The organism is Streptomyces sp. NPDC057137, from assembly GCF_042670825.1.
Classification (GTDB): Bacteria; Actinomycetota; Actinomycetes; order Streptomycetales; family Streptomycetaceae; genus Streptomyces.
Genome location: NZ_JBHUUW010000023.1, coordinates 1 through 11,552, shown reverse-complemented (window position 1 = coordinate 11,552; position 11,552 = coordinate 1). Strand labels below are relative to the sequence as shown.

Here is an 11,552-nt window from a genome sequence, read left to right as displayed (position 1 = left end):
GCACCGCCCGCGCGGGCCTCGCAGGGCACGCCCTCGCCCCCGTGTGCGAGGGAGCGCCCTGCGGGTTTTCGTGCGTCAGGGGCGGGAGTGGTCAGCAGCCGCCGCAGTTGTGGTAGGTCACGTCCCAGTGGTTGACCTCGTTGTAGTACACGTTCCCGGAGCCCGACTGCCACTTGCTGCCGCCGATGGACGTGAACGTGCCGGTGATGTAGTTGGTCAGGCAGCTCGACATGGCGAAGTCGAGCTTGTAGCCGTTCCAGTGGCTGTAGGTGCCCGAGGCGTGGCCCGTCTCCGTGCCGCCCGTGACGGTCATCGCGCAGCCGGTGGCGCCCTTGAGGGTGATCGCGCCCTGGATGGTCGCGGAGTTGACCTGGTCGAGGGACGTACAGGTCGGGTTGTTGCGGTCCGAACAGCCGCCGCTGGAGCGGATGCCGATGCCGGCGTTGCTGAGCTGGGCCGCGGCGGTGCCGTGGCTGAGCTTGGCGAGCGCGCCGACGGGAGCCTTGGTGTCGGCGGGGGCGGGGGCGGCCTGGGCGAGTGCGGGGGACGAGAAGAACGCCAGGGCGAGGGCGGCGGCGCCGATCGCGGTGCTTCTGAGGGCCTTGTTCACTGTAATTTCCTCTTCGGTGGGGGACGGGGAGGTCAACTACGCGCGTAGCACGGCCGGTTGGGCGCATTCGCACGAAGGTCTCAACTCGCCCTGACAGGGCGTCAATTGAGGTTCGTGCGGATGGCACCGTCGGTCACGCAGACAAGATTGCACATCTACGCGCGATGCGTAAGACGGAGCGGCAAGTACACCTGGCTCTCCCTACACTCGCGATCATGACAACGATCGACGACCTGGTCCGCCTCATACCACCGCCCATCGAGCCCGTGGACGCGGCCGGGGACTGGGGACGGGTCGAGGCCGCGCTGGAGCGTGAACTGCCCGCCGACTTCAAGGCTCTTGTCGGGCGCTACGGCCTTGGCCAGTTCGCCGACTTCATCTCGCCCCTGCACCCCTTCGGCACGCACGACCTGCTGATACCCATGGCTCGGCGGCTGCTGGAGCAGGAGGGCCCGTTCCGTGACGCGTACCCCGAGCGGTGCCCGTACTCCTTCTACCCCGAGCCCGGCGGGCTGCTGCCGTGGGCCGGGACGGACAACGGGGACAGGCTGGGCTGGCTGACGGCCGGGGAGCCGGACAGCTGGACGGTGGTCGCGTGGAATCCCCGGGGCTGGTACCACTCCGCCCACGAGCAGGGCGCGGTGGCGTTCCTGCACGGGTGGCTGACCGGCCGGATCCACACCCCGGTCTTCGGCGGGCCGATGGAGCCCACGCCCTGGTTCGATCCGTTCCGGGAACGCGTCCATGTCCATGTCCGGCTGTCCGAGGGGGAGTTGCCGTACACCGAGCGGCTGCGCGTCCTGCGCGACGCGCTCGCGCCGACGGCCGACCGCGGCTCGTACAAAGAGGAGGACGGGCACGAGGACGGGGACGAGGACGGGGACGAGGCGCGGCAGGATCACTTCGCCGCGACGGATCTCGACTGGCGGCTGACCTACGAGACCGCGTACGGGCACCAGATCCGGGTCGCGTACCCGCCCGGCGACGGGAGGCGTGCACGGGATGCGCTGTTCGACGCGGCGCGGCGCATGGGCTGCGAGGTCCTGTCGACGTCGGCGGACCGCGGCGGTCCGCGGCCGGACGGCTGGGAGTAGCGGCGCTCTGCCGGCAGGAGATCTCCGCACGGCAGAATTCCTCGCTTCCGCCGGCGCCCGGTCCGCAGGGTGGAGGGACCGGCCGAGGTGGGTGAGTGCTCGCCGTCGGGGGCCGGGTGATGGAGGAAGACATGCTCTCGACCGTTCCACGGGGCGCGGCGGCGGAGGCCGGCGCGGCGCCGTTCGACGACCAGATCGCCGGGCGCCTGCAGCACGGCAGGATCCTGGTGCTCGGTGAACAGGTGGACGACGCGATCGCCAACCGGATCTGCGCCCAACTGCTGCTCCTGTCGCAGGAGGACCCCAAGAGCGACATCGTCCTGATCGTGAACAGCCCGGGTGGCTCCGTCCTCGCCGGGATGGCCATCTACGACACCATGCGGTTCATCCCGAACGACGTCGCCACGCTGGCGATGGGCTTCGCGGCCAGCATGGGCCAGTTCCTGCTCTGCGCGGGGACGGCCGGCAAGCGCTACGCCCTGCCGAACGCGCGGATCATGATGCACCAGCCGTCCGGCGGGATCGGCGGGACGGCGGCCGACATCGCCGTACAGGCCGAGAATCTCGCGTACACCAAGCTGACCATGCAGAAGCTGATCGCGGAGCACTGCGGGCAGAGCCTGGAGACGGTCGCGGCCGACCAGCGGCGGGACCGGTGGTTCACGGCGGAGCAGGCGAAGGAGTACGGGTTCGTGGACCGCGTCGTACGGAGCGCGGGCGAGCTGGGCGGCGACGCGGCCGGCGGCTTCGGGTTCGGGTTCGGTTTCGGCGCCACCGACAAGGGGGCGGCGGCATGAGCGGGCAGTACACCGTCCCCGTGGTCGTCGAGCGGACTCCCAACGGCGAACGCTCCTACGACGTCTTCAGCCGGCTGCTCTCCGAGCGGATCATCTTCCTCGGCACGTCGATCGACGACGGCGTCGCGAACGTGATCATGGCGCAGATGCTCCATCTCGACCACGAGAGCAGCGAGATGGACATCCACCTCTACATCAACTCCCCCGGCGGCGCGGCCACCGGGCTGACCGCGATCTACGACACGATGCAGTTCGTGCGGGCGGACGTCGCGACCGTCTGTCTCGGCCAGGCGGGCTCGGCCGCCGCCGTACTCCTCGCGGCGGGTGCGCCCGGCAAGCGGACGGCGCTCCAGCACTCACGGGTGCTGCTGCACCAGCCGTCCACCCAGGGGCAGGGCGAGGCGGCGGACCTGGAGATCCAGGCGGCGGAGGTGCTGCGGACGCGGGCCGAGATCGAGGACATTCTGGCGCAGCACACGGGTCAGAGCGTGGAGCGGCTGCGGGAGGACACCGACCGGGACAAGTACTTCACGGCGGCGCAGGCGAAGGAGTACGGCCTGGTGGACGGCGTGATCACGACCCGCGAACTGGCGGAACGCGGGCGCTGAGCCAGCGGGTCGACAAGTCGGCGTACGGTGCGGGGCCCGGCACGGGGGTGCGGGCCCCGCACCGTAGGCGTACGCGCATACGCATACGCATACGCGCAGTCTCAGGCGGCGAGCAGCGTCAGCGTGGCCTGTCCGCCCCGGCGCCCGGCGTCGCGGCGCGGCTGACCCCAGTTCGCCGTGGCCGCGGCCCTGGCCGTGACGGAGACCGTCACCGTCGTCTTCGACGTGAGGTCGACGTGCAACGCGCCCACCAGGTCCACGAGTTGCAGCCCGAGCGCCCGGCAGACGGCCGCCAGCACCTCGGACGACGGCTCCTTGCGCCCGCGCTCGATCTCCGACAGATACGGCAGCGAGACCTGCGCCCGGTCGGCGACGTCCCGCAGCGTCCGCCCCTGCCGCAGCCGCGCCCGCCGCAGCGCGGCCCCCACGAGATCCCGCATCAGCGGCTCGTCGGCCTTGCTGTCCCGGCCGGGGCCCGGACCGGGAACGGCACGCAGAACGCCTTCACCCATGATTCCTCCGTAGCTGTGGAACGGCACCGGCACCCGCCGTCCCGAGCGTAAGCCGCGGCCCCTCCCCCGGGCCACGCGGCGGACCCCCGACCTGGCTCTTTCCGCCGCGGGCGTAACGGAGGCCCCACGCGGGCAAGACGTACGGGCACACGTACGCATCAGTTTCGCGCGTAGGCACCCGGCGCGGAGCGGCGACATCGGCCGCCGCGGGCCCGGCAGGCCGCCTCGCGCTCGCGCGCCCCACGCAGCACACTGGCGCGGGGCACGCCGAAGCACCGGATGCTCTCGGAGGGGGATGCATATGCGGGACAGCCATCGGGGCGAGGCCGAGAGGTTGTTGGTACGCGCCGTCGAGGAAGAGGTGCGGCGTTCGGGCGGGCGGATCGACGGGAATGTCCTTCTGGCGCGCGGGCGGGGCGCGTTGGAGGCCGTCGCGGAGTCCGCCAAGGACGAGTACGCGCTGTACGAGGCGGCGCTCGACCAGGCCGACGCCGAACGGCGGACCCTGGCCGAGCGGTTGGGCGGGGGCGCGCTGCGAACGCCCCTGCTGGTGGCGGGCGTTGCCGCCGCCTCCGCCGTCGCCGCCGATGTCGGACTCGGCACCGGTACCGGCACGGCCGTCGGCACGGGCGTGATCGTCGCGGTCGTCGGTACGGCGACGGGCGTCGCCAAGGTGGCATCGGCGGGGCGCCCGGCCGGCCGTGCCGGGGCGGCGGGGCAGGCGCGTGACGTCGAGCAGTTGCGGCTTCAGTGGCTGACGGCGCTGGAGGTACGCGGCATCCGCCCGTATCTGGACCAGCAGCGCGTCCTGACGCAGGCGACCCGGCGTACGACCAAGAAACCCACCGTCGTACCGCAGTTGCGCGGATCCGACCGCAGCGCCGCCGCGCGCAGGCGCAGCGTCCTTGAGCAGTCCTTCGGTCATCTCCCGTCGTCCGAGGGCCCGTTCGCGGGCCGCCGCGAGGCGATCGGGCAGATCGCGCGCTGGGTGCACGCGGCCCGCGCGTCGACGGAGACCAAACCGACGGTCGTCGTGCTGTACGGCGCGCCGGGCTCCGGCCGGACGACGCTGGCCGTGCGGGCGGCGCACCAGCTCAGGGACCAGTTCCGCGGGGCGTGCGTCGTGGACCTGCGGGGCGGCGACGCGGGCGAGGCGCCGCTGTCGACCAGGGACGCGCTGCTGCATCTGCTGAACCGGCTCGGTGCGCCCCGCGAGCAACTGCTGTTCCGTGAGCGGTCGTCGGCCGAGCAGCAGGTACGGCGGCTGAGCGAGCTGTACCACCAGCATCTGACCGGTCTGCCGGTCACGATCGTGCTCGACGACGCCTCCGACGCGGAGCAGATCCGCACCCTGATCCCCGAACGCTCCGACAGCCTGGTGCTGGTGACGACGCGTCAGCCTGTCGAGCTGGCGCCCGACACCCCGGCGTGGGTGCACCAGCTGCCGGTGGAGGCGCTGGACGGCGCCGGCTGCGAGGAGCTGCTGCGGGCCGCCGGCGAGGAGCCGGTGGGCGGGCCGTACGACGCCCAGACCATCGACAGGATAGGCGAGTTGTGCGGCGGTCTGCCGCTGGCGCTGCGGATCGCGGGCTCGTCGCTCGGTTCACGTACGTCGCTGCAACTGGCCACGGACCTGGAGGCGTACGGCCCGGTCGACCCGGCCGAGCGCGCGATGTGGCTGCGCTACACCGACCAGAGCGACCAGGCGCGCAGGCTGCTGCGGCGTCTCGCGCTGGCCGGGCGCGCCTCGCTCGGCGCCGCTGCCGCCGCCTCGCTGCTGGCCACGGACGAGCAGGAGGCGGGGCGGCTGCTGACCGTGCTGTCGCGCGCGGGCCTGATCGACCACGTACGCGCGAGCCGCTACCGGCTCCACGACGTCGTACGGAACTTCGCGCTCGCCCGGCTGCTGGACGAGGAGGAGGCCGCCGACCGTACGGCCGCGCAGGAGCGGCTGATCCAGAACTACTCGGAGCTGGCCGACTCCGTGATCCGGCTGGTCGACGGCAAGACGTCCACGCGGGCCGACCAGTTCGGCGGGCACGGTTTCTCCTCGCTGGACGCCGCGCTGCGCTGGCTGGACGACGAGTCGAGCTTCATCACCGCCGCACTGCGGCACGCGGAGGGTGTCGACCAGGCGGCCGTGCTGAGCCTGCTGGGCGCGCTCTGCGACTACTGCCTGCTGCGCGGGGACCTCTACCGGCTCGGTGAGATCAGCGAGTTGACGCAGGCGGTCGACCAGGGGCTGCTGGCCCGCTCGGTGCAGTGGCGTACGGGTATCGCGGCCCGGCAGCTCGGCGAGCTGGACAAGGCCAAGACGACCCTGACGTCCGTGGTCGACCTCTACCGCGAGGCGCACCACGACGCGGGCGTCGGCCGCGCGCTCTGCTCACTGGGCATCACGCTGCACCACCAGGGCAATCTCACCGAGGCCTCGGCGAAGCTGCGCGAGGCGCTCGATCTCCAGGCCCCGGCCGAACTCGGCGCCGACCGCGCCTGGACGCTGCACGCGCTGGCGGCCGTCGAGCGCGACCGGGCGAATCTCACCGAGGCGGTCGCGCTGCTGTCGACGGCGCTCGTCCTGCACCGTGAGGGCGAGTCGCTGCACGGCGAGGCGTGGACGCACTTCCAGCTCGGCCAGGTCTGTCTGCGGCTGGGCGATGTCCCGCGCGCCGAGCGGGAGTTGGGCCAGGCGATGGATCTGTACGGCCGCACCCGGGACGGCCGTGGGGAGGCCTGGGCGCTGACCCAGCTGGCCCGCGCCCGGCTGGTGGACGGTGAACCGGAGTCGGCGGCCGACCAGTTCCGCCAGGCCCTGGCCCGGCACCGGGACAACGAGGACGCGCGCGGCGAGGCGTGGACCCTGTACTACCTGGGCCAGGCGCTGGAGGAGTGCGGGGACGCCGCTCAGGCCGTACGCGAACTGGAGCGGGCGCGCTCGATGTTCTCCCGGATGCGCGACGTGTACGGACTGGCCTGCGCCCGGCACCACTCGGGCCGGGTCACCCGCGACCAGCGGGCCGCCCAGACCGGCAATCTCCGCAACTCGGGCTTCGCGCGGCAGTTGCTCGTCGACGCCCGCGCGGACTTCCGCCGGATCGGCGTCGCGCACGGCGAGGCCTGGACCTGCCTGGAGCTGGCGATCATCGACGCGGGCAACAGCAAGGCGGCCCAGGCGCTGGCCCTGTGCGACGAGGCGACGGCGCTGTTCACCTCGTACGGCGACGAGCGCGGCGCCGACTGGGCCCGCTTCCTGCGCTGCACGCTGCTGCCGTACGGCTCGGCGGGCGGCGTCGAGGTCGGGTCCGTGGTGGCGGAGCAGGAGCTGGCCGAGCTGATGGCCGCGCGGCACCCGTCGCGCGACGGCAAGGTGGAGGAGTGCGCGGAGACGTTCGCGGTGATGCTGGAGCGCGGCGTCACGCTGGAGGACGGCTGGCAGGCGTGGCGTCTCGGGATGGTGCCGAGCCGGCACGCGCGCGAGGTGATGGGCGTACCGGTGGAGGCGGTCGGGGCCTGAACCTCGCGGCCGGGCCGGGGGCATGGCCATGGTTATGGACCGTACGTTACACAACATGCTACGGTCCATGACCATGGCCCGACCGAGGACTTTCGACGAGGAACGGGCCCTGGACGCGGCGATGCGCGCCTTCTGGGCGAACGGCTACGAGGCCACCTCGACCCAGGACCTCTGCGATGTCACCGGCCTGGGCCGCAGCAGCATCTACAACACCTTCAGCAGCAAACAGGACCTGTTCCGGCGGGCCCTGGCCCGCTACATCGAGACCACGACGTCGAATCAGCTCGCCATCCTGGAAAACCCGGAGCGGCCGGCCGCGGAGCGTCTGCGCGCGTTGTTCGCATCGATCGTCGACGCCGAGTTCGAGAACCGCGGGGACGGCCGCAGCCTGGGCTGCCTCACCGTCAACACGACCGTCGAACTCGCCGGGCGCGACGAGGAGTCGGACCGGATGCTGGAGCGGGACACCGGGCGCCGGCTGGCCTCGCTGCGGGCCACGATCGAGGACGGACAGCGCGCCGGCGACATCACCTCCACGCGGGACGCGGGCTCGCTCGCCCGTTTCCTGGTGGCCGTGATCGGCGGGATGCGGGTGTCGGCACAGGGCGGCGCCGACCGACCGACGCTGGAGTCGATCGCCGGCACCGCGATGGACGCGCTCACGTACTGACCCACCACCCACTGCTCCGGCCCGGCCGCCTGGCCGTCGGGCCGAGCCATGCCCAAGTTTTGTACCGTACGATCCAAAACAAGAAACGGACGGCTCATGCCTCGTACCGTGTACCTCCTGGCCCTGGGCATCTTCGCCATGGTCACCAGCGAATTCGTCGTCGCCGGACTGATGCCCCAGATGGCCGACGGCCTCGACGCGACCATCCCGCAGATCGGCTACCTCATCACCGCCTTCGCCGCGGGCATGGCGATCGGCGGCCCCTTCCTCACCGTCGCCGTGCTGAGGATGCGTCAGAAAGCCGCGCTGCTCGTGCTGTTCGGCATCTTCCTGGCCGGCAACGTACTGGCCGCCACCGCCACCTCGTACGCCGTCATGCTGGCCGCCCGCATCGGGACGGGCATCGCCTCGCAGGCCTTCTTCGGCGTCGCCGTCTCACTCTGCGTCCAGCTCGCCCGCCCGGAGATCCGCGGCCGTGCCATCGCCGTCGCCATGAACGGCCTGATGCTCGGCACACTCCTCGGCCTGCCGCTGTCCACCTTCATCGGCGAACGTCTGGGCTGGCGCGCGGCGTTCTGGGCCATCACCGTCCTGACCGTGCTCGCCGCGCTCGCCTCACTCGTCGGGATACCGCGCCTGGAGCGCGCCGAGACCGCCGGGCTCCGTCAGGAACTGGGCGCCTTCCGCAGCGGCAGGCTGTGGCTGGCCTTCGCCACCAGCACCCTGATCATCGGTGCCACCTTCGCGGCGTTCAGCTATCTCAACCCGATCCTCACCGAGATCACGGGCTTCGGCACCGGGACCGTACCGCTGCTGCTCGTCGCGTACGGCGCCGCCACCGTCATCGGCAACACGGTCGTGGGGCGGCTCGCCGACCGGCACACGGTCACCGTCCTGCTCACCGGGCTCGCCCTGAACCTGGCGTTCCTCGGCGGCTTCGCGCTGCTGGCCCAACTGCCCGTGGCCGCCGTGCTGTTCATGCTCGGCATCGGCCTCGTCGGCGTCACCATGAACCCGGCGATGATCACGCGGGTGCAGCGCGCCGGCAATGCCAGGCCGCTGGTGAACACCGTCCACTCGTCCTTCATCACGCTGGGCATCGTCATCGCCACGTCCGCCGGGGGCCCGGTCATCGACGCGTACGGGCTGCGCGGCCCGCTGTGGCTCGGCGCGGTCCTGGCGGCGCTCGGCATCCTCACACTGGTGCCGGATCTCCTGCGCCGCGCCCGCCCGGCGCGACCGGTGGCCGCCCCCGGGACCACCCTCGTCAGGGAAGCCGAAAACTCCCGCTGACCACACGCCCCGAAGGGCGGCCGGCGGGAGCACGAAGGCGGGTGTCGCCGCGGAAGCGCGTACGCCTTACGTCGCGCCGGTTACGTCGTCTGCCGGTCGCCCACCGACGCCGCCGGCGTCTGCGCCTCGTCCGCCGGCTTCTCCTCGAAGTCGACCTTGCCCATGTGGCGGTTCATCGACTTCATCAAGAGCCACACGGCGCCCGCCATCACGGCGAAGACGATGAAGCCGAGCACGCCGGGCGTCACCTTGTTCTCGTCCAGCTCCTTCGCGAGCGGGACGAGCTGCGTCACTGCCTGGGTCGCATACATATCAGGCATTGTCGCGGATGCCCGCGAAGAGGTCGTCCTCGGGGAGGGAGGTATCGACGAGCGACTTCACCAGCTCGTACTCCTCCGTCGGCCAGACCTCCCGCTGAATGTCCATCGGAACGCGGAACCAGCCGCCGTCGGGGTCGATCTGCGTGGCGTGCGCCACGAGCGCCTTGTCACGGATCTCGTAGAAGTCGGCGCACGGCACATGCGTGGTCAGCGTCCGCTCCTCGCGCCCGAACTCCTTCCAGCGCTCCAGCCACTCCGCGTACGGGGACTCCAGACCGCGCGCCAGCAGGGCCTCGTGCAGCGCGACCGTACGGGGACGGTTGAAGCCCTGGTTGAAGTAGAGCTTCTGCGGCTGCCACACCGGCCCGAACTCGGCCTCGGGGTACTTCACGGCGTCGGCCGCCGACTCGAAGGCCACCATCGAGATCTTGTGGGTCATGATGTGGTCGGGGTGCGGATAGCCGCCGTTCTCGTCGTACGTCGTGATCACCTGCGGGCGCTGCTCGCGGATCATCCGCACGAGCCGGCCGGCCGCCTCGTCGATGTCCTCAAGGGCGAAGCAGCCCTCGGGGAGCGGCGGCAGCGGGTCGCCCTCGGGCAGCCCGGAGTCCACGTAACCGAGCCACGCCTGCCGGATGCCGAGGATCTCCCGAGCCTCGTCCATCTCCTTCTTGCGCACCTCGTGGATGTGCTCCTCGATATAGGTGTCCCCCTGGAGCTTGGGGTTGAGGATGGAGCCGCGCTCGCCTCCTGTGCAGGTCACGACCAGCACGTCCACCCCCTCGGATACGTACTTGGCCATGGTGGCCGCGCCCTTGCTCGACTCGTCGTCGGGGTGGGCGTGCACGGCCATCAAACGCAGCTGGTCAGTCAAGACTCGGTCCTCAGTGATTTGTCGCATCGGGCGGCTTCTATAGTGACGGAATCGAGGGACGGAAAATTCCGGAGAGGAATGATCATGACGGCGGTACACCCACCGGTCCTGCCCGAGGGCCGCTACGGCCGCTCGTCGGACGAGCGTGCGGACCGCAAGCTCAAGATCGTCGGCTCGGTGCTCGGCGTCGGCCTGCTCGCGCTCGTCGGCTGGTTCGGTTACGACTATGTGGCAGGCCAGAGTGTCTCGGGCGAGCTCATCAAATTCAAGCGGGTATCGGCCACCGCCGTCGAGGTCCATCTCGAGGTCCGCAAGGACAAGGAAGCGGCCGGCACGTGCACGCTCCGTTCGCGCTCCGAGGACGGCGCCGAGGTGGGCCGCAAGGACGTCCGCTTCGAGGGGCCCGAGACGCGGATCGACCGGGTCGTCACCGTCCGTACGACCGCGAGCGCGACGAGCGCGGAGCTGGTCGGCTGTACGGCCGACGACAGCTGACAAGCGTGGTCCATCTCGATCCACGCCTGATCCGGGTCTGACCCTCCCCGGCTTCCCTCCTGGTTCACGTCGCTGACCTGCGGCGATGTAATTCTGATGCCTTTCGTCCTGCCCTGACGCCACGGAATTGTTAGGCTCGTGGTTTCGCCCACCCGAGAAGGCACATCCTTCTGAGTAGGGCGTTGCTTTGTATTCCCAGTACCTACGAGGAGCACCTGTGACCCAGACCAGCGAGAACGTCACCTGGCTCACCCAGGCGTCGTACAACCAGCTCAAGGCCGAGCTGGACTACCTGTCTGGTGCCGCGCGCGTCGAGATCGCCCAGAAGATCGAGGCTGCCCGCGAGGAGGGGGACCTGAAGGAGAACGGCGGGTACCACGCGGCCAAGGAGGAGCAGGGCAAGCAGGAGCTGCGGGTGCGCCAGCTGACCCAGCTCCTGCAGAACGCCAAGGTGGGCGAGGCTCCGGCCGACAACGGGATCGTCGAGCCGGGCATGGTCGTGACGATCGCGTTCGACGGCGACGAGGACGACACCCTCACGTTCCTCATGGCCTCCCGCGAGTACGCGAGCAGCGACATCGAGACGTACTCACCGCAGTCGCCGCTCGGCACGGGTGTGAACGGCAAGAAGGTCGGCGAGAACGCGGAGTACGAGATGCCGAACGGCAAGAAGGCCTCGGTGAAGATCCTGGCCGCCAAGCCGTACCAGGGCTGAGCGGGCCCCGGTCTCTCCGTCCTCGAAGCGCCGGGCGGGCCGCACGAAGC

The 11,552-nt window shown here is 70.9% G+C and carries 12 protein-coding genes; 8 read left to right on the top strand and 4 right to left on the bottom strand.

What is annotated here, in order from left to right:
• Nucleotides 1-91 precede the first annotated feature (91 nt).
• Nucleotides 92-616 (bottom strand): hypothetical protein, encoded by a 525-nt coding sequence (locus ACFT9I_RS19650; RefSeq protein WP_382565997.1) that lies wholly within the window; start codon nt 614-616, stop codon nt 92-94.
• A gap of 209 nt (nt 617-825) precedes the next feature.
• Here ACFT9I_RS19650 and ACFT9I_RS19645 point away from each other — a divergent pair, with 209 nt between their 5' ends.
• The 3 genes from ACFT9I_RS19645 to ACFT9I_RS19635 all read left to right on the top strand — a co-directional run bounded on the left by ACFT9I_RS19645 (nt 826) and on the right by ACFT9I_RS19635 (nt 3,109).
• Entirely contained in the window at nt 826-1,704 is an 879-nt protein-coding gene (locus ACFT9I_RS19645; RefSeq protein WP_382565839.1) for an SMI1/KNR4 family protein, read from the top strand.
• Nucleotides 1,705-1,835: 131 nt separating this feature from the next.
• Nucleotides 1,836-2,501 (top strand): ClpP family protease, encoded by a 666-nt coding sequence (locus ACFT9I_RS19640; protein ID WP_382565837.1) that lies wholly within the window; start codon nt 1,836-1,838, stop codon nt 2,499-2,501.
• Entirely contained in the window at nt 2,498-3,109 is a 612-nt protein-coding gene (locus tag ACFT9I_RS19635) for an ATP-dependent Clp protease proteolytic subunit (RefSeq protein WP_382565835.1), read from the top strand. Before ACFT9I_RS19640 ends, ACFT9I_RS19635 begins: the two co-directional genes overlap by 4 nt.
• Before the next feature lie 101 nt (nt 3,110-3,210).
• On the opposite strand, the gene ACFT9I_RS19630 is transcribed toward ACFT9I_RS19635, so the two are convergent.
• Complete coding sequence (locus ACFT9I_RS19630; protein ID WP_382565833.1) at nt 3,211-3,621, bottom strand: helix-turn-helix domain-containing protein; 411 nt, start codon at nt 3,619-3,621, stop codon at nt 3,211-3,213.
• A gap of 301 nt (nt 3,622-3,922) precedes the next feature.
• On the opposite strand from ACFT9I_RS19630, the gene ACFT9I_RS19625 reads away from it, so the two are divergent.
• From ACFT9I_RS19625 to ACFT9I_RS19615, 3 genes are all read left to right on the top strand, one after another.
• Nucleotides 3,923-7,135 carry a tetratricopeptide repeat protein gene (locus ACFT9I_RS19625; RefSeq protein WP_382565831.1) on the top strand — a complete coding sequence of 1,071 codons (3,213 nt, stop codon included), beginning with the start codon at nt 3,923-3,925 and terminating at the stop codon, nt 7,133-7,135.
• 73 nt (nt 7,136-7,208) lie between these two features.
• Entirely contained in the window at nt 7,209-7,805 is a 597-nt protein-coding gene (locus ACFT9I_RS19620; protein ID WP_382565996.1) for a TetR/AcrR family transcriptional regulator, read from the top strand.
• 96 nt (nt 7,806-7,901) lie between these two features.
• Nucleotides 7,902-9,098, top strand: a complete 1,197-nt coding sequence (locus tag ACFT9I_RS19615) for an MFS transporter (RefSeq protein WP_382565830.1) — start codon at nt 7,902-7,904, stop codon at nt 9,096-9,098.
• Between the two features lie 80 nt (nt 9,099-9,178).
• On the opposite strand, the gene ACFT9I_RS19610 is transcribed toward ACFT9I_RS19615, so the two are convergent.
• The gene (locus ACFT9I_RS19610; RefSeq protein WP_382565828.1) at nt 9,179-9,418 is read right to left on the bottom strand and encodes a hypothetical protein; all 240 of its coding nucleotides are present in this window, start codon (nt 9,416-9,418) and stop codon (nt 9,179-9,181) included.
• On the bottom strand, nt 9,411-10,292 hold the full coding sequence (gene mca, locus ACFT9I_RS19605) for a mycothiol conjugate amidase Mca (protein ID WP_382565826.1): 882 nt from the start codon (nt 10,290-10,292) through the stop codon (nt 9,411-9,413). Before mca ends, ACFT9I_RS19610 begins: the two co-directional genes overlap by 8 nt.
• A gap of 84 nt (nt 10,293-10,376) precedes the next feature.
• Between mca and ACFT9I_RS19600 the strand changes: the two genes are divergently transcribed.
• Together ACFT9I_RS19600 and greA are read left to right on the top strand one after the other, a co-directional pair.
• Entirely contained in the window at nt 10,377-10,787 is a 411-nt protein-coding gene (locus ACFT9I_RS19600; protein WP_382565824.1) for a DUF4307 domain-containing protein, read from the top strand.
• A 217-nt stretch (nt 10,788-11,004) separates the two neighbouring features.
• On the top strand, nt 11,005-11,502 hold the full coding sequence (greA, locus tag ACFT9I_RS19595; RefSeq protein WP_382565822.1) for a transcription elongation factor GreA: 498 nt from the start codon (nt 11,005-11,007) through the stop codon (nt 11,500-11,502).
• Nucleotides 11,503-11,552 lie beyond the last annotated feature (50 nt).

Bases quoted from the DNA above. Each gene is read 5' to 3' on its own strand.
- ACFT9I_RS19615 (WP_382565830.1), top strand. From the start codon at position 7,902: ATGCCTCGTACCGTGTACCTCCTGGCCCTGGGCATCTTCGCCATGGTC.
- ACFT9I_RS19625 (WP_382565831.1), top strand. From the start codon at position 3,923: ATGCGGGACAGCCATCGGGGCGAGGCCGAGAGGTTGTTGGTACGCGCC.
- ACFT9I_RS19600 (WP_382565824.1), top strand. From the start codon at position 10,377: ATGACGGCGGTACACCCACCGGTCCTGCCCGAGGGCCGCTACGGCCGC.
- ACFT9I_RS19630 (WP_382565833.1), bottom strand. From the start codon at position 3,621: ATGGGTGAAGGCGTTCTGCGTGCCGTTCCCGGTCCGGGCCCCGGCCGG.
- ACFT9I_RS19620 (WP_382565996.1), top strand. From the start codon at position 7,209: ATGGCCCGACCGAGGACTTTCGACGAGGAACGGGCCCTGGACGCGGCG.
- ACFT9I_RS19635 (WP_382565835.1), top strand. From the start codon at position 2,498: ATGAGCGGGCAGTACACCGTCCCCGTGGTCGTCGAGCGGACTCCCAAC.
- ACFT9I_RS19610 (WP_382565828.1), bottom strand. From the start codon at position 9,418: ATGCCTGATATGTATGCGACCCAGGCAGTGACGCAGCTCGTCCCGCTC.
- ACFT9I_RS19640 (WP_382565837.1), top strand. From the start codon at position 1,836: ATGCTCTCGACCGTTCCACGGGGCGCGGCGGCGGAGGCCGGCGCGGCG.
- ACFT9I_RS19645 (WP_382565839.1), top strand. From the start codon at position 826: ATGACAACGATCGACGACCTGGTCCGCCTCATACCACCGCCCATCGAG.